The 18,483-nt window shown below is 28.5% G+C and carries 12 protein-coding genes and 1 pseudogene; 1 reads left to right on the forward strand and 12 read right to left on the reverse strand.

Annotated elements, in window-relative coordinates; translation table 11 throughout:
* Position 1: 1 nt before the first annotated feature.
* Positions 2-433 (reverse strand): NfeD family protein, encoded by a 432-nt coding sequence (locus CP523_RS01830; protein ID WP_120140447.1) that lies wholly within the window; start codon positions 431-433, stop codon positions 2-4.
* A gap of 326 nt (positions 434-759) precedes the next feature.
* Between CP523_RS01830 and CP523_RS01835 the strand changes: the two genes are divergently transcribed.
* On the forward strand, positions 760-2,664 hold the full coding sequence (locus CP523_RS01835) for an NAD(+) synthase (protein WP_066677292.1): 1,905 nt from the start codon (positions 760-762) through the stop codon (positions 2,662-2,664).
* A gap of 48 nt (positions 2,665-2,712) precedes the next feature.
* On the opposite strand, the gene CP523_RS01840 is transcribed toward CP523_RS01835, so the two are convergent.
* The 11 genes and pseudogenes from CP523_RS01840 to trxA form a co-directional block, all read right to left on the reverse strand.
* Entirely contained in the window at positions 2,713-3,366 is a 654-nt protein-coding gene (locus tag CP523_RS01840) for a deoxynucleoside kinase (protein WP_120140448.1), read from the reverse strand.
* A gap of 206 nt (positions 3,367-3,572) precedes the next feature.
* Positions 3,573-4,067, reverse strand: a complete 495-nt coding sequence (locus CP523_RS01845; RefSeq protein WP_066677288.1) for a deoxycytidylate deaminase — start codon at positions 4,065-4,067, stop codon at positions 3,573-3,575.
* Between the two features lie 77 nt (positions 4,068-4,144).
* Positions 4,145-5,125, reverse strand: coding sequence for a diaminopimelate dehydrogenase (locus CP523_RS01850; protein WP_066677286.1), 981 nt, complete (start codon positions 5,123-5,125; stop codon positions 4,145-4,147).
* A gap of 109 nt (positions 5,126-5,234) precedes the next feature.
* On the reverse strand, positions 5,235-7,166 hold the full coding sequence (locus CP523_RS01855; protein WP_066677284.1) for an HIRAN domain-containing protein: 1,932 nt from the start codon (positions 7,164-7,166) through the stop codon (positions 5,235-5,237).
* Between the two features lie 118 nt (positions 7,167-7,284).
* Positions 7,285-8,220 (reverse strand): alpha/beta hydrolase, encoded by a 936-nt coding sequence (locus CP523_RS01860; RefSeq protein ID WP_066677282.1) that lies wholly within the window; start codon positions 8,218-8,220, stop codon positions 7,285-7,287.
* A gap of 305 nt (positions 8,221-8,525) precedes the next feature.
* Entirely contained in the window at positions 8,526-13,652 is a 5,127-nt protein-coding gene (locus CP523_RS01865; protein ID WP_066677281.1) for an endo-alpha-N-acetylgalactosaminidase family protein, read from the reverse strand.
* Positions 13,653-14,040: 388 nt separating this feature from the next.
* Positions 14,041-14,232, reverse strand: coding sequence for a hypothetical protein (locus CP523_RS01870; protein ID WP_066677279.1), 192 nt, complete (start codon positions 14,230-14,232; stop codon positions 14,041-14,043).
* A gap of 14 nt (positions 14,233-14,246) precedes the next feature.
* Positions 14,247-15,476, reverse strand: coding sequence for an IS91 family transposase (locus CP523_RS01875; protein WP_120140379.1), 1,230 nt, complete (start codon positions 15,474-15,476; stop codon positions 14,247-14,249).
* Between the two features lie 134 nt (positions 15,477-15,610).
* A pseudogene (locus CP523_RS01880) lies at positions 15,611-17,072 on the reverse strand (IS1182 family transposase).
* Positions 17,073-17,198: 126 nt separating this feature from the next.
* A complete protein-coding gene (locus CP523_RS01885; protein ID WP_066678297.1) occupies positions 17,199-18,059 on the reverse strand; it encodes an NAD(P)/FAD-dependent oxidoreductase in 861 nt (286 codons plus the stop codon).
* A gap of 16 nt (positions 18,060-18,075) precedes the next feature.
* On the reverse strand, positions 18,076-18,390 hold the full coding sequence (gene trxA / locus CP523_RS01890; protein ID WP_066678295.1) for a thioredoxin: 315 nt from the start codon (positions 18,388-18,390) through the stop codon (positions 18,076-18,078).
* Positions 18,391-18,483: the final 93 nt, after the last annotated feature.

Below are 18,483 nucleotides of genomic sequence, written 5' to 3' on the forward strand. Positions count from 1 at the left end.
ATTATTTTTCCTCCTCTTTATTTACGATTAATTTATTACCTTCTATACCAACTATTCTAAAATTAGAGTCTTTTTTTATAATGTCCCCTTGATTTTGTACAGTCCAATATATTCCGTTAACCTTTACTCGAGCCTTCTGTAAAATATCACTTTCAGCTTTCATAACTCTACCAATATAAGTTTCCTCCATTAGCGGCGTATGCTTTATTGAAGCTTTAAATTTCTTTTTGGCCCAAGGATATCCTATTGATATAGTAATAATACTTACTATTAAGAATACCATAACTTGAAGCCACCATGTAGCCCCTAACATTGAAGCAACCATTGCTGCAAATCCCCCTACTGCAAACCATACAAATAGAAAACTACTTGTTAAGATGTCTAAAACTGTAACTATAACAGCAACTACAATCCAAAAAATTATTGAAAGCATCTTTACCTCCCCCCTTTTAATAATTATAACATATTTTGTTAGTAAAAAGTATTAATTGCTTTACCTTATAAATAAATTATACATTATTCTTTACATCATTGCAACGTTTTTTTTATCTTTTTATATAGTTTTTATTACCTTTTTATTTTTTTCTTGTTTTCATTTTCTATTCTTATGATTGATTTTCTAAGGTTTTCCTTTTATTATTGATTTATACGTATTTTATTTATATTAATAATAAATACTAAATATATTAAGTTTGTTACTTAATATATAAAAAAGCTTAACCATTTATTTTTAAACTACAAAAGATAGGAGTAGATATTATGGATTTTATTAAAGTTGCGGCTGCATGTCCTATTACACGTGTAGCTGATGTTGATTATAATTTAGAAAATATTAATATATGTATAGATACTGCTGTTGAAAACTCTGCAAAATCTATTATTTTTCCTGAATTATGTATAACTTCATACACCTGTGGGGATTTATTTTTACAATCTTCCCTTCTTGAAAAATCAATGGAGGCAATTGAAAAACTCGTTTGTAAAAGTGAACACCTTGATATTTTAATTACAGTTGGAGCACCACTTTCCTTTAATAATGTTTTATATAACTGTGCTTATGTTATATTTAAAGGGAAAATTTTAGGGATTATTCCAAAGTCATATATTCCAAATTATAGTGAATTCTACGAAAAACGTTGGTTTAGTGAAGGTATTGGAATTATAGATAAAAAAGTAAATCTTAAATTTCAAAAAGATATTCCTTTTGGAACTAATTTAATTTTTAGCTCTAATGATTTTAAATTTGCTTTTGAAATATGCGAGGATCTTTGGGTTACTATTCCACCAAGTTCTTACCTTTCACTAATGGGTGCAAATATAATAGGTAATCTTTCAGCTTCTAATGAATTAGTTAGTAAAATGGATTATAGAAAGAATTTAGTGTCAAATCAAAGTGCTAGATGTATGTCTTCTTATATTTATGCCTCTGCGGGAGTTCATGAATCTACTACAGATCTACTTTTTAGTGGTCATTTATTAATATCTGAAAATGGAACTATCCTTAAAGAAAATGAAAGATTCCAAAGAGACAATGATGTTGTATTCTCTTATATAGATATATTTAAATTAAAAAGTGAAAGACTTAAGAATATTAGTTTTAGAGATGCTCAAAAACTAATACCTTTCCCTGCTAATTATATAGAGTTTAATTTCTCTAATAATGAAATTAAAGATTTTAATAGATTTGTAGATAAACATCCTTTTGTACCTTCTGATTCAAAATCTCGTGAAGAAAGGTGTAAAGAAATATTTAACATACAAGCTTCTGCTCTTGCAAAAAGAATGGAACATACTAACCTAAAAAAAGCTGTTATAGGTATTTCTGGAGGATTAGACTCCACTTTAGCACTTTTAGTTGTTGTTAAAACATTTAAAATATTAGGTATAGATAATAAAAATATAATTACAATTACAATGCCTGGATTCGGAACAACTGATAGAACATATAATAATGCCTTAACTTTATGTAAAGAACTTGGATGTGATTTAAGAGAAATAAATATTGTAAAAGCTTCTCTTCAACATTTTGAAGACATAGGACATAATAAAGATATACATGATGTTACTTATGAAAATGTTCAAGCAAGAGAAAGAACTCAAATTCTTATGGATATAGCTAATAAAGAAGGTGGATTATTAATAGGTACTGGTGACCTTTCTGAATTAGCTTTAGGATGGTGTACTTATAATGGAGATCATATGAGTATGTATTCAGTAAATCCATCTATTCCAAAAACTTTAGTAAGATATTTAGTAAAATATGTTGCAGAAAGAGAATCCTTTAAAAATGTTTCTGAAACTCTATTGGATATTTTAGATACACCTGTAAGTCCTGAATTACTTCCAAAAAGTGATAATGGTGAAATAGTTCAAAAAACTGAAGATATAGTAGGACCTTATGAACTTCACGATTTCTTCTTATATCATTTTATAAAAAATGGTTCATCTAAAGAAAGAATTAGATTTTTAGCTGAAAGTGCATTTAAAGATGATTATAGTAAAGAAGAGATTACGAAATGGTTAGATAAATTTATATATAGATTCTTTACTCAACAATTTAAACGAAGCGCTCTTCCTGATGGACCAAAGGTTGGTAGCATTTCTCTAAGCCCTAGAGGAGATTTTAGAATGCCATCAGATGCATCCTTTAATTCTTTTAAATAAGAAAGAAGCCATTTGCAAAAACGCAAATGGCTTTTTAATTAAAAATCTCTATAAAGTTCTAACTTCTTTAAGCTTTTCTTCTACCATGTTTATTAATTTTACTTTATCATCTTCATTATTTACAACATCCATAATATCCATATCTATTATTAAAACTTGTGAAGCTTTATAATGATTATTTACCCATGCATCATAATCCTTCCATAAGAATTCATAATATTCTCTTAAACTGTCATCTATTTCAAAATCTCTTCCTCTTAACGCTATTCTCTTTAAAACAGTTTCAAAAGAACCTTTTAAGTAAACCATTAAATCTGGTGCCTTTTTAGGAAGCTCTTCAATTTCTTCAAGCATATTGTTTAAAAGATCTTCGTATATCTTCATTTCTAAATCATTTATTCTTCCAAGTTCCATATTCTTTTTAGCAAAATACCAATCTTCATAAATTGACCTATCAAGAACATTATTGTTATGTACTAAAGCATCTTTTATGCTTTTAAATCTTGTATTTAAAAAATAAAGTTGTAATAAAAATGGATATCTTTTTTTCTGTATTTCCTCTTCCGTCTCACTATAAAATAAAGGTAATATAGGATTATCATCTACACTTTCATAAAACACATCTGTATTAAAATGTTCTCCTAAAATACTAGCTACTGAACTTTTTCCAAGCCCAATCATCCCACCAACAACTATCAACATGCGTCACCTATCCTTTGTTTTTGTCTTTCTTTATATTACAAAAATTAAAATTTAGTTTCAAGTCTTGACTTTTTTTAAAAATACACAATATATAGTGGTTAACATTTTGTTCACATACAATTTATTATAAATTTGCAAATATAAAAAGCTAATCCTTAATAATAACCTAATTAGGAATTAGCTTTTCATTTCGTTTTTTAACTTTATTAAATATCATTTAAATCTAAAGATATATTTATATTTTTATTCTTTGCTTCTAGCTTAGTTAATTTAATTCCAGCTGAGTTTAATAATTTTTTTGAAGCCTTAACTATATCTGTGTCTGAATATTTATCTGATAAATAAATAACTTCTTTAATTCCTGATTGAATTATTGCCTTAGCACATTCATTACATGGAAATAATGCAACATATATTTTAGCACCATACAAATTACTTCCTCTTGCATTTAATATAGCATTTAATTCTGCATGAACCACATAAGGATATTTGGTTTCTAAAAGTTCACCTTCTCTATCCCACGGAAATTCATCATCAGAACATCCAACTGGTAATCCGTTATATCCTTGACTTAATATTTTATTTTCACAATCAACTATACAAGCTCCAACTTGTGTGGCTGGATCTTTGCTACGTTTTCCTGCAAGTACAGCAACTCCCATAAAATATTCATCCCATGATATGTAATCCTTTCTTTTCATCATAAGCTACCTCTTTTAAATAAAACTTTAATAAAATTATATATAAAAATTTTTATTTAATAAAGCTTATATTTAATTTATAATAAATCTTTTCTTAATTCTTCTCTATTTTTTGCTGAAAGATATCCAAATGGTATATCTAATACAGTTAATGCTCCTGTTTTCCCTTCTTTTGATAACCTATAAGCAGCCCTTGCATATGCTATTAATATACTTGATGTAAACTCTGGATTACTTCCTAAATCTAAAGAAAACTCTACTCTTTGTTTTGTTCCATCTCCTGTTGTGCCAGTACGTATTACAAAGCCCCCATGTGGCATTCCCTTATGATTTTTTTCCAACTCATCTTCTGATATAAAGTTTACAGTAGTATCATAATCAGCAAAATAACTAGGCATATTTTTAATTTCATTTTCTATCTTATCCAAATCGGCCCCCTCTTCTGCTACAACATAACATACTCGAGTATGTTTTTCTCTTGCTGTTAATTCAGGATGTTGCCCTAACCTTACTTTCTCTAAAGCACTTTCTACAGGAATAGTGTATTGAATTCCATTTTTTACTCCTTCTATTCTTCTTATTGCATCTGAATGTCCTTGACTTACACCAGTCCCCCAAAAAGTGTAGTCTGTACCTTCTGGCAATGCAACTTGTCCTATTAACCTATTAAGTGAAAATAAACCTGGATCCCAACCTACTGATATTACACTTAAATTTTTTGCTGCTTTAGCAACCTCATCCATCTTTTCAAAGTGTTCTGGAATTTTAGGATGATTATCAAAACTATCTACAGTATTAAACATTTCTGCAACCATAGGTCCTTGAATTCTTAAATCTGTTGCTGATCCACCACATAATATCATTACATCTATAAGTCCTTTATATTCCTGTATATTGTTTATACTATCAACTTCTGCTCCAAATGTCTTAACCTTTTGAACATCTCTTCTTGTAAATATCTTCACTAGCTCAAAATCATCATTTTGAGCTACTGCCATTTCTACCCCTTTTCCAAGATTGCCATAGCCAACTACACCAATTCTTATTTTATTGCTCATTGTCTTCTCCTCCTAAACCATAATTTCTTTCTAACATTACTTGGTTTTTTATTATATCTATATTAGCATAAACGCTAAATTTTGTGAATATTTAATATTATTAGAATCTTTAATTAATAACATCTGTACTTTTACTCAATACCATTTTTAAGATATTATTTATCTCTTCTTCTATATCTCTATAACTAATATATACTGACATAATTATATTCTCATAATATTCATCAATTTCTTCTAATATCCCATAAAGTCTTTTACCTGATGATAAAAGGTTCTTTAAAATTAAATTATCTTTTTTTGGTACATAACCTATTTGGTATCCATTACTACTTATCACCATAATAGCATTATTATCAAAAGGATTTTTTTCTTCTTCTTTTAAAAACACAAAATCGCCTAAAAGCATAGATCTTTTTGCCCTACTAATATCTAAATAATTAGTTCCAACTACTTTTAAAGTTATTAAATAAATATCTTTAGCATGTTCTTGAACCCTTATATCACTAATATCGATTTTTTTAGAATCTATTTTATTTATATTATTTTCAGTAAATCTGGTTAATTTTCTTGCAAACTCAATATCTACTTCCTCATTTGCTATACATCTTATTCTTTGTAAATTCTCATTTTTTAAGCTTTGTACATTTTCCTTTAAATTTTTAAGAGCTTCTCTTTTTATATTCTCATTTTTTATAAGCAAAGCTTCTATATTAAAACTTAAAAACTCTTTTGTTAAATTTTTCATTTCCTTAAGTAATATATATACACACTGCTCTACTTTACTTTTATTACTCTCTTTTTCATAAAATTTAAAGCTTTCATTTTTTAAATTATCTTCTGTAAAACTCACAAGTTGTCTTTTACTACTTTTATTACTATTGGCTAAAATATATCTATAAATTATAGTATTAAACTTATCTCTTTTCAAAATCTCATATAAATCATTAAAAGTAAGTTTTTCTTTCAATAAAAATGCAACTTCTATAATCTTATCTATATCTTTTCCACCTTTTAAAAGTTCATTTTTTATAATATTAATCCAATTAGGATCTGAAAATATAATTTCAATATCTTTTAAAATATTTTTAGTTTCTTTTATAGCTTCTTTATAAGAATTTCTTCCTTTTAACAATGAATTTTTATTGTGTTCTCCTATAGAAACTAAAATACCTACTAGTGCATAAAGGTGTCTAAATTTTTTACCATATTTCTTAAACATATTTACATAATCATATGCTAAATCATAATTATAATTTTCTTTAAAATAAATATTTCCACTATAAAGTCTTCCTATAACATTAGATAATACATTAAATTTTTTTAAGTTTATTTTTCCATTATATAAATACCAATAAATATCTAGATTTTCAAAAATCATATTTGCAAGTTCTTCTTCAATTATGTTGTTTTCACTACCATTTTCCACTAACCAAAACCTTATTTCATCTGACAACATTTCAAGTTTTGAAATGGCTATAAGCTTACCATATCCTCTAGATATTTTGCACACTTTAAAAGTAAAACTATTACTCATAGGATACTCTTTCATTCCCTCTAATGAAAAAAACATATAATTATTGTGTATAGAAAATATCCTATATATATCAATTACATCTTCTTTATTAGAAAATCTTAATAAAGTTAACCCAAGCTTTATTTCATTTGGATTATTGCTTTCTTTAGCAAGATTCTTACCATACTCATATAAAATATCTTCTGAAACAATTCCTTCACTAATTAAAGATTTTAGTTTCTCTATAAACTCATAATAATAATCTACTATATTATAATTATTAATAAATAGTTCCAAACTCTCTTTACTATCATTATCTAATCTTAAAAAATATTTATATACAAGTTCTATTGCTGTGTTAGAAAGCATCACTCTATCTTTTTTCTCATACTCTTTATTTAAATAAATTTTCTTAGCTTCGTATTCTCCAGATATATTTATATTTTGTTTATTATACGATTTATAACCATATCTATCTATATAGTCTTTTAAAGTATCATATAAGAATACGATAGTATTCCCGTCCATATCTCTCCTCCTTAAAAGCTTCTTCATATACTTTATAATGCTTCCTTATAATAAAAAACTCCCTGCCTTCATTTGCAAGGAGTGCCTAATAATATATTACCATTTAATGTAATGCATATCAATTATCATATTTTTTTACTTCTATAGCATTATCAATAAATGATTTTACTGCTTCTTTATATAGTTTCTTACTTTTTGAATAAGCACCTACATGCTTTGCCCCCTCAATTAATACTAGCTTATTTTTATCTCCCTTTTTAACATTATACATTTCTTCACTCATAGAGTGAGGTACTAATTCATCTGCTGTTCCATGAACAAACATAACTGGAACATCACTATTTTTAATATCGTCTATAGGGGATATTTTGTTCATGTCAAATCCACATATTTTTTTAAGTTTTCTATTTAAAATATAGTATACTGGAAAAAATGGAACTTTAGCTTCTTTAAATTGGGATTTCATCATAGCTACTCCATTAGAATAAGCACAGTCTGCTATTATAAAATCTATTTTACTGCTATATCTTCCTCCATACATTAAAACAGTAGCTCCACCCATAGATTGTCCATGTAGACCTATAATACCATCTTCTCCAACTTTTTCTCTCATCAAATCTACCCATTTATCTAAGTCTCTAGATTCCTTATATCCATAAGTAATATGCTTTCCTTCACTTTCACCATGGCTTCTCATATCTATAAGTAATACATTAAAACCTTCTTCAAAAAATATATCTGCAAATTGGAAACAAACATAGTGATTTGCTGTATATCCATGATGTATTATAGCTATTTTTTTAGAATCCTTATTTGGGGCATAATAATATCCCTTTAAATTATATCCATCATAGCTCTTTATTGTTAATTCATCATATTCTAAATTTTCATAATCATTATAATCACTTAAAAATCTTTCTTTCATAGCTTCTATCATTTCATCTTTAGTTTTTCTCTTATCCATAATAACCTTATAAAAGGCCTTTTTATTTATAAAATATAAAACTATACTTATGAAAACTACTACTATAGCAATTAATATTAATATAATCACCACTATCCCCCCTTAAAATAATTAACTTTTTATAAAATTATATATTACTTTTTTCAAGTATTACTTATTATCTTTACAATAAGCTCTTATATTAATTCCATCTACTATTAATAATAGCTTATCTTTCATATTATTTCTAGAATTATGTATTTTTTAGTCATTTCATATGCCGCTATAATATCCTTTATATCAGCTATAAATATTATTAGTATATTACATTCTTAATTATATACATAGGTGAAATATCATTAAAATAAAAAGAATGAACCCTAAATAGAGTTCACCCTTTTATTGTATTATATAATTTATTTTTTTCTTCTCTTAAGGAAAGTTCCTGCTCCAACTGCAGCTATTCCTGAAAGTAATACTAATAAGCTATTAGTTCCCCCTGTTTGAGGTAAGTTACTTGTATTCCCTGAATTTCCCGGATTATTCGGTTTAGAGACATCCCCTTTTGCTTTTACTGTTACTTTAATTTTCTTAGTAACCTTTGCTCCTTGGCTATCTACTACTTCATATATTACTTTATATTTACCTTCTTTAGTAGTATCAACTGTGTTTTCTATAACTTTAATCTTATCTGTAAGATTTCCATCTTCAGCATCCTCTGCTGTTACTTCTTTCAAAGGATCAAATTTAGAATTTAATTCTATAGTTAAATCATTAGCATTTATTACTGGTACCTTATTAATAATTGATGCTTTTTTCTTTACTGTTACCTCTATTTCATTTGAAGATAACGTACTTCCATTTATAGTTACTTCAGCATATACCTTTGAAGTTCCTTCTTTTTTAGCTTTTATAACTCCATCCTCTACTTCTAAAACATCTGGATTTGATACTGTATACTTAACATCAGCTTTGCTTAAATCTGCCTTATTTCCATTAGACAGTATTGCTTCTAATAATACTTTTGATTCACTTCCCTCTATCATAGTAGTATTATTCATACATAGACTTACTGATTCTAAAGTTAACTTATCTTCTGGAGTTAAATCTTTAATATATAAATTATCTAAAACTAATTCATCATATCCATTATTCTTATTAAGTGCTAAATAGTAATCTATGGCATCACCTGTTGTAAATTTCATCTTAAACTCTTTAACTTCCCTATTATATTCTGATCCATCTTCTGGTCTTCCTATAACAGTTCCTGGTGTTAAATTTTCATTAAATAATACACCTTCTGTTGCTGATTTTATAGATACTGAATATAGGTTATCTATTTTATTTGTATATTTAAATCCTAACTCATAAGTTGTATTAGGTTTTAACTTTAATGTAGACTCATCTGTTAATAAAATTTCTCCTGTAGTTCCTGATTGTTGATTTGATTTTAATGAAAATCTACCATCAATTACCCAATTCATATATTGTTTACCTTCTGGATCTTTTTCAGCATAGTGAGTTCTATTATCTGTTCCTAAATTTTGTCCCATATATAAAGGTCCATGACCTTCATCCACGTTTTCAAAATCTTCATATATTACATAACCATCTCTATTAGTTTTGTCTAATTCAAGAGGATTTGTCCAAATTCTAAAATCATCAATAAGAACTCTGTTGTCTTCACTATCTTTTGCAACATCTAAATATAAAGTACCCTCAGTTACACCTTCAGGAACTGTAAATTCAACTCTCATTCTTGTTGCTCTTTCTCCATGCCATTTTAAGCCTTCACCAACATTCATTCTTGTAGTTTCTCTTTTTATTTTACTTTCTTCTACATTGCAACCAGCTTTAAAGCCTAAAGTTACTTCTCTATCTCCATCTGTTTTAACCCATACTGAAGCTGTATAAGTTTTTCCTGGCTCTAATCCTATTATTTTTTGAGATAAACTGGCATCTGCTCCATTATTACCTTGAACTACAACAGCATCATTACCTAATCTTCTTTCAACTTTTTCATTTATTATAGATACATGATTTATATTTTCTAAAGAAGATTCAACTTTCCAAGAATCAAATGTTTGTGAATCAAATCCTGGATCACTTATTAAAGTTCCTTCTCCCCAATTATCTATTCTACTTTCATCCACCTTTTCTTGGAATACTATATAAGGAGTATTTGCTTTTGCATCAATAGTTACCTTTCCATTTACAACTTGTAATTCATTAACAAAAGTTCTACCTAAATCTGATAACTCATATATTTTAACAGTTTTTGTTCCTGACCATTTTTTAGGAATATCCCACGTAGTTTCTCCACCATTTGGATTCCAGTGATATACTTTGTTTTCTGCTTCATCATTAAGTTGTTCCCAAGTCCAAGGCATAAATAATGTAGTCTTTCCTATACCTCTATCATTAATAGTATTTTTTGGAGTTGTAGCTATTAAATTTCCATCTTGATACATATTAATATTTCCATTTTCTCTTTTAACTTCTAATCCATTATTAAACTTAACAAAGCCATTAGTTCCATCATCTTCCCACTCCATAATTTCAAAGTGTTGCATATATTTTGATGGCAATGTTTGATTATAGAATGTTTCTATAGCATAGAAACCTTCTACATCATGTCTTGTTCCCCAACCACCAGATAATGAATGTTTAGCTCCTTTTAAAAGATCATCTGACATAAATACATCTTGCTCTTGATTTCTTATAAATCTAATCATTTTGCTTTCATTTCCTCTATTAGGGTATGCAGGATCTCCACCCCAATGAGTCCAAGCAGTTTGTTGTTCTAATGGTCCATTGAATTCTGTTGCAAGCATCCAATCATTTTGTTTTATTATTTCTGCTAACTCATTTGCATTCCAACCATTTCCTGTATATACGTCAACATATATCCAAGATAAATCAGGGTGATCTTCTTTTAACATAGAAAATCTTCTTTCCAATTCTCCTGTTAATAAATCCTTCTTTTGATCTACATAATATGAGTTATCCTTCCATCCCCAACCGGCTTGGAATCCCGGCCTTAAGTTATTTACATCTAATTCAAATGCATCTAAATGATATTCTGTTGCATTAACATGAACTCCTACTTTTGCATTATAATCTTTACCTATTTCTATTAATTTATTTAAATCTTCTTTACCACCTTGTCTTATACCAGTATGACCTCCAATATCAGCTATAACGTCATCATGACCTTCTCCTTGATATCCTTTTTCTAATACTAATTGACCAAATCCATCTGTATAATTAGATAGCTTTTTAACCATATCTCCCGTTCTTAAAAATGGTGATTGAGCTAAGGAACCTATATTAAAAGGTATATATGAGAAACTATTTCTTATATAATCTGCTCCTTTAACTTCATCCATATTATCTCTATAAAGAATAGCACCATCTTGCCAATTTACTTTTCCATTTTTATTTGTATCCTTTGCTATCATAATTTGAGACCATGGTAATTCTTCTGGATCTCCTGGTACTGCTCCTGAATCTTCCAAGCTTAACTTAACCTTTGTCCTTCCATTTTCATCTAAAGTAGATTTTATTTTATCTCCATACTCATTACTTAGCCCAATCATATTTATAGTATCTTTTGTTCCTTGTTCTGGAACACCTCCACTAGCATTGTTAATACAAATTACATAAACTGCGCCTGCTGCTTCTGCATTTTTAGCTTTATCTTCAAAAGTATGAGTTCCTCTATCAACAATAGCTACTTTTCCTGTAAGGTCTTTACCTTGAAAATCTTCTGCTCCACCTAATCCACAATATACGGCTTCATATTCTTTACCCATATATTTTTTTATTTTATCTTTACTAGAGAATATAGGTTGGTTTGTATTTCCTTTTATTTCTACACCACCTATATTTCCAATAAAGGCTGGTGCTGATGCAGATTTTATTGCCTCCCTATAAGTCCATGTGCCGTTAGATATACCTGCTTTTCTATACCCATCTCTGTCTGAAACATTTATGACAACTCTATTTCCACCTTCAATTACGTTATTATCTACTGCAATAGCAAAGTTGTCATTATTTATTATTCCATAAGTTTTATTATAATCTCCTATTTTAGTATCTACTACATCTTCAAATTTTTCTTGGATATTATTCCAATCACCTGTAGTTAAAACTCCTGAAATTTTTCCGTTATCAATACTTTTTACTGAAGCTAAACTATGACCTGGAAAGTTTATTGTTCTTAATTTAAAGTCTCCACTTTCTATAATTTCTTTTACTTCCATTCTTAAAGTATTATCTTTAACTAATGACATTTGAACTTTCATTACTAAATCTAATTCTTCAAAAGTCATAGTATATTCAGCAGTTTTTTCATCTAAAGTATTAAAGGTTACTTCTGGAACGTAATTATCCTCATTTAATTCAACCATGAATAATTGTTCATCTTCACCTTCTAATACTTCACCTGCAACTTCATATCTTATTACTCTTGGAAAGTTATTATCTAATACAACCTTCATATCCCCTGACTCTATAAATTTTTCTTCAACAACTACTTCTGGTGGTATTATAGTTCCATCTTGTGGATCTGCTTTAACTGTAACTGTTGCTGTTACTTTATCTTCTCTGTCCACCAAAGTTCCTTGCGTTTCAAAAGTTCCTTCCGTTGCATATAAATCTTTATTTATATAATCCCAATTTACATATTCAGAACCTGTTGTTCCATCCTCATATGTTACGTTAACTTTCTTAGGCAATTCAGGTCTTATTCTAACAAAAGTTTCTGACTTTATAGATTCAATTGATTTAATTGGCTTTAATGGCATTTTTTCATCCAAAGATCCAACAGCACCTGCTCTAAAATAATCTACATATGCATCATTAAGTCCATACCATGTTTTAAATCCAACTCCATAGCTTGAATTTACAGGCATTCCTTGTAAGTTTAACTCCTCACTAAATATTTGCTCATCATTTAGCCACATAGTTATTTTTTGGCCTTCAAATCTTACCTTTAATTTGTACTCTTCACCTGGAACTAATTCTGGTGCTGAGAAATCCTTGCTGCTTCCATTTGCAGTTGCTATTCTCCAACTACCATTTAAATCATATCCTGCAAATAAGTATGCACCATCAGTTTGTGGTCTTAAAACAAACCCAAATCTACCTACCCCTCTTGAAGCATCACCATCTAACTTGAATACCATTTCTGCTTCTCCATCTTTTAATTGAGGTGCATTTTGATCAAAAAAAGTAAACTCATTATTTACTTGTGTATTTCTTGTTACTTTTAAATATCCATTTTCAACTTCATGACTTCCATTTCCTACAAGAGTTTTCCAATCACATATTTCTGATCCGTCAAATAAAACAGTATATACCTCATTACTAATAGAATTAGTATCATTATTTTCAAATTCTTGTATAATTATATTATCATTTGCAAATACTGGAGTCGTTATGGATGCTATTTGGGTTACAACTATAGCACTAGCCACTAAAACAGCTAACCTCTTACTTAATGTTCTTCTTCCTCCTGCTATTCTTTTATCTTTTCTCATTCTCAATTATCCCCCTTGAAATTTTTAACTTTATTGTTAAATTAATCATTTATACTATAATTAATTGTATATTTCTGTAAACATTTACTCAATAAAATTCTTGCTATCTTCTTTAGCTTTATTGTTTACATAAGAATAAAGAAACTAATTGCATTTACACTTTGTAAATTCTCTCTATAGCTTTTAATTTAAATACTCAAAACTTTTATTTATTAGGGAACATATTTAGTTTTAAAATAATAATTAAGTTATTCACAATTTAGATATTGAGATACTTTCCAAAATAATAAAAAAGTGGCTTTCGCCACGCTCCCTTCGGGAATTTAATTTTAAGTACCTTAAAAAGCATAGAACCGATATCTGTTCTATGCTATATTTTTCCTATTAATTAATACTTTATTCCATATACTCCAGTATACTCTTTAGGCCTCATTACTCCTCCGCACTTTTCACATGAAAAGCATGGTGGTTCATCAACATTGCTTTGATCCATTTCATCAAAATATTCAACTACTTCTTTAGGAATATTTTCTTTAGCTCCGCAAATAGTACAAATATATAATATTTCCTCTGTTTTCATTTTACTTCCTCCAACTAAGTTGTTTTCGGAATTATTTTACCACTTAATATACGTTTAGTAATAGCATAATTTTCTATAGCCTTTTCTAATTTTTCTTCATTCTCTTCTATAATCTTAATTCTCAGCCGTTCCCTCATGGACCCATATTTAGGATATACAATATCATGAAATCTCATTTTATTACCACAGTTAGGACATTTACACGGATTTACACCACTTATTGCCAGTATTCTATTCTCCCAAGTTGCTATAGATCTTCTTATACTTAATATCTTTTCATCTATCATTTTTATAAAATTAAATTTTCCTTTGCTTCTTCTAGAATAAATTCCAAAGTATCTTATCATTTTAAAATTTTTCTCTGGAATATGTCTTATTATTCTTTTTATGAACTCATATACATGTACAGTTTCAACTATGACCTTATTATCTTCATGTCTAGTATATTTATAAGTCACATTTTCACCATCATATTTAAGAATCCTTGATTCCGCTATCGCAGGACGTCCCACATATCTCCCTACATATTTTGCTGCTGTCTTCGCTGATTTTATCTCAGTTTTAGCATGAACATAAAAACCTTTATCTTTCTCTTTATATAGTTTATTTTTTAGTAATTTAATTTCTTTTGTATTTCCATTTATATAAGTTATTTCATCTAACAAAACCTTTTGCCATCTTTTTCTTAATGATTCATAAGATATGTGCCTTATATGCCTCCATTCTGTTATATTTCCTCTCCCTCCTTCTGTAACCATCATATGTACATGAGGATTCCACTTTAAATCTCTTCCAAATGTATGTATTACAGTTACTATACCTGGTGTGAATTCCTCCTTTCTATTTAAACTATGCATCCAACTCGTAACAGCTCTCGCTGCGCACTTCGGCAATATCTTAAGTCTTTGTCTATCCAGTCCAAAAAATTCTCTTAATTCTTTTGGTATAGTAAAAACTATATGTCTATGCCTAACATTTATTAAATTTCCCAACATATTATCAATCCAATTATCCGTATAAATCTTTCCACATGAAGTACAAAATCTACTTTTACATGTAAATCCGATTCTCTTTGTAGTATTACAATTATTACACTTCAATTCAATAAATCCATACTTTGTATCTTTACACTTTAAAACTTTTTCTACTTCCTTTTTAACATTAGGTCTAATCTTATTTTTATATAACTTTTCAAACTCTTTCCAATGGTCTTCTAATATTCTTTTTATTTTACCTTTTTTCATCTGTTAAACCTCTAATTTATAATTAATTAATTTAACATATTTGAAGGCTAAAAGCTAGATAATATCTAACTTTCAGCCTGCAAAATTTTTATACTTTCCTGTACATTAAAAAAAGTGAATCATCTAATGATGATTCACCCAGTTTGTTGAAAAACCTCTGTTAAAAAACAGAGGGTTTTTCTATTATTAATTATGAATAAAACTTATATTTAAAATATCATCCAAAATAATACGAATAAAATCTAAAAGTAGCAAAGATAGTCTTGTTGCTATCTTTTTCATATTCTGCACTGCTGCAGTTAGTAGGCATTGCTCGGATACTTTTTCGCGTCCGCGGAAGCGAGCATAGCGAAGCCCATGCAAATTTTTTGAATCTGCGAAGCTTCGCTCAACTGTTTCTTTTCTTCTATTGTAAATTCCCTTTCCTTTTTCAGTTTTAAGAAAGTTCTTATTATCATCTTTATGATTTTCCCAAACATGTCGTCTAATTGTTTTATATTTAGCTTTTTCTCCAAGACACTTATCTTTATGAGGGCAATACATACAAATTTCTTCAAAACATCTATATTCTCTATAGCCTTCTCGAGTCGTAGTTTTATATATTAACGCAACATTATTGGGGCAAATATAGATATCTTTATCATAGTCATAAATATATTTATTCTTAGTATACATTCCTTTTTTATGAGGAGAACGTCTATATGCAACTACTGGTGTTATATCTCTATCTACAATCCCCTTGAAAATAGGATTACTTGAATATCCTGCATCTAAACCAAGATATTTTGGCTTTATACTAAATACTTCTTTAATTCTATCTATTCTATTTAGTATTGGCTCGCTATCGCTGACATTACCAGGGGTAACATGTACATCCATAATAATATTATTTTTACTATCTACAGTTCTATGATCTAAATAAAAGAATCCTTCTGGTTTATTATCTCTCATCATATATCCACTATCAGGATCTGTAGTACTTTTCTTAATTTGCTTTGTTTCTTCTTTTTCTTTTCTTGGTTTTAAAGGTTTTTTATTATGATTTTCTCTATCTAAATTCACATCAATATCTAGTTGTTCTATATACTCTTTAGGTGTTACTTGTACTTCAATTTTTTCAAACTTACGCTTATTAGCATTAGCTTTTATATGTGTTGAATCAGAGTAAAGAATCTTACCACCAACTAATCCTTTTTCCATAGCTTGAAGAACTATATTATCAAATATTTTTTGTGGAATATCAGTACCTTTAAATCTTCTAATTCTATTTTGACTTATTGTAGATGAATCTGGAATTTTTTCAGTAATTGAATAACCTAAAAACCATCTATATGCTAAGTTTACTTCTATGTCTTTAACTAGTTGCCTTTCGGAGCGGATGCCATAAAGATATCCTATAAATAACATTTTAAATAGTACTACTGGATCAACAGCTGGTCGACCATTTGTATGGCAATACAAATCATTAGTTAACTCTCTAATAAATGAAAAATCTATGTATTTATCAATTTTTCTTAATAAATGGTCTTTCGGAACTAATTGTTCTAGCATAACCACTTCCATTTCATTTTGCGCTTGTCTTCTTTCGTTTATCATCACCAAAACCTCTATGTAATAAATTAATATATTTTAAATTATATTACATATTTGTATAAAATTAAAGACTGCTGACACTTTGTCAGCAGTCTGAGTGAATCATCTAATGATGATTCACCCTAAATTCTACTTTTTTTGATCTAAATATTGACTTGCACTAAGAGCAGCTATATTTCCCTCTCCTGCTGACTTAATATATTGATATGGCTTACCTACACAATCTCCTGCTGCAAAACAACCTGGTATATTAGTTCTCATAAGCCTATCTACAGAAATATGATTTTCTTCTATTTTTAATCCAGGAACCAACTGTCCTGGTGAAATTGAATCCTTTAAAACAAACACTCCGTCAGTCTTTAATTCAGAATTTTTTAATACTAGTTTATTTACTTTCATATCTCCTGTTATTTCTTCTGGTTTATCTTCGACTACCTCTATATTAGTTCTTAATTTATAAGAACCCCTATACATAGGTATATAATATACAAGTCCAGCAAGTTCACTTACGAAATTAGCTTCTTCCTCTGCTTCTTGATTATGTCCAATTATAGTAACAGTTTTTCCTCTATATAATGGGGCATCACAAGTTGCACAATATCCAACACCTTTTCCAAGATACTTTTCTTCTCCTTTTATAGGTCTTGTATATTCCATTCCTGTTGCTAAAATTACTGTCTTTGCTTCATAATTCTTATCATTTGCCATTAAAGCAAAGTAATCTCCCATAGCATAAATACTATTTATTCTTTCTTCTGTAATTTCTATTTCCATTGCATCTAAATGAGCTTCAAACTGCTTTTTTATGTCTTCTCCAGTCATTCCAAAAAAACCTAAATAATTATTAACTTTTGGAGCCTTAATTAATTTGTTAGTTAAATTTTTATTTCCAAAAACAATAAATTTTTTATTTCTTATTTTAGCATTTAAAGCTGCTGAAAGCCCTGCAGGCCCACTTCCTACTATTGCAATATCATATCTTTCATCCAAAATTTCCACCTTCCTCTTATAGGTGTCTAGTTACAGCTACTTTTAATGATTCCTTCGGCATAAATCCTACTAAAGTTTCTACTGGTGCTCCATTTTTAAAGATCATTAATGTTGGAATACTTGAGATTTGATATCTATTTGCCAGTGTTGGATTTGCATCTACATCTACTTTTGTAAACTTTGCATTTGCAACTTCTTTTGCTAAATCCTCAACTATTGGAGCTATCATCTTACATGGACCACACCAAGTTGCCCAAAAATCTACTAAAACTACGCCTTTATTTTGTAATACTTCCTGATTAAAATTCATTTCTGATAAATGTTGAACCATACTTCTTCCTCCTAATATACCCCTTAGGGGTATCGATCTTATATTTATTTTACACATTTTTTTATTCTTAGTCAATAGGTAAGAATTAAAACT

It is taken from the genome of Clostridium septicum (assembly GCF_003606265.1).
Taxonomy (GTDB): Bacteria; Bacillota; Clostridia; order Clostridiales; family Clostridiaceae; genus Clostridium; species Clostridium septicum.

What these genes read in the sequence shown, in the direction of transcription:
- CP523_RS01830 (WP_120140447.1), bottom strand. Translation starts at nt 433, where the DNA reads ATGCTTTCAATAATTTTTTGGATTGTAGTTGCTGTTATAGTTACAGTT.
- CP523_RS01835 (WP_066677292.1), top strand. Translation starts at nt 760, where the DNA reads ATGGATTTTATTAAAGTTGCGGCTGCATGTCCTATTACACGTGTAGCT.
- CP523_RS01840 (WP_120140448.1), bottom strand. Translation starts at nt 3,366, where the DNA reads ATGTTGATAGTTGTTGGTGGGATGATTGGGCTTGGAAAAAGTTCAGTA.
- CP523_RS01845 (WP_066677288.1), bottom strand. Translation starts at nt 4,067, where the DNA reads ATGAAAAGAAAGGATTACATATCATGGGATGAATATTTTATGGGAGTT.
- CP523_RS01850 (WP_066677286.1), bottom strand. Translation starts at nt 5,125, where the DNA reads ATGAGCAATAAAATAAGAATTGGTGTAGTTGGCTATGGCAATCTTGGA.
- CP523_RS01855 (WP_066677284.1), bottom strand. Translation starts at nt 7,166, where the DNA reads ATGGACGGGAATACTATCGTATTCTTATATGATACTTTAAAAGACTAT.
- CP523_RS01865 (WP_066677281.1), bottom strand. Translation starts at nt 13,652, where the DNA reads ATGAGAAAAGATAAAAGAATAGCAGGAGGAAGAAGAACATTAAGTAAG.
- CP523_RS01870 (WP_066677279.1), bottom strand. Translation starts at nt 14,232, where the DNA reads ATGAAAACAGAGGAAATATTATATATTTGTACTATTTGCGGAGCTAAA.
- CP523_RS01875 (WP_120140379.1), bottom strand. Translation starts at nt 15,476, where the DNA reads ATGAAAAAAGGTAAAATAAAAAGAATATTAGAAGACCATTGGAAAGAG.
- trxA (WP_066678295.1), bottom strand. Translation starts at nt 18,390, where the DNA reads ATGGTTCAACATTTATCAGAAATGAATTTTAATCAGGAAGTATTACAA.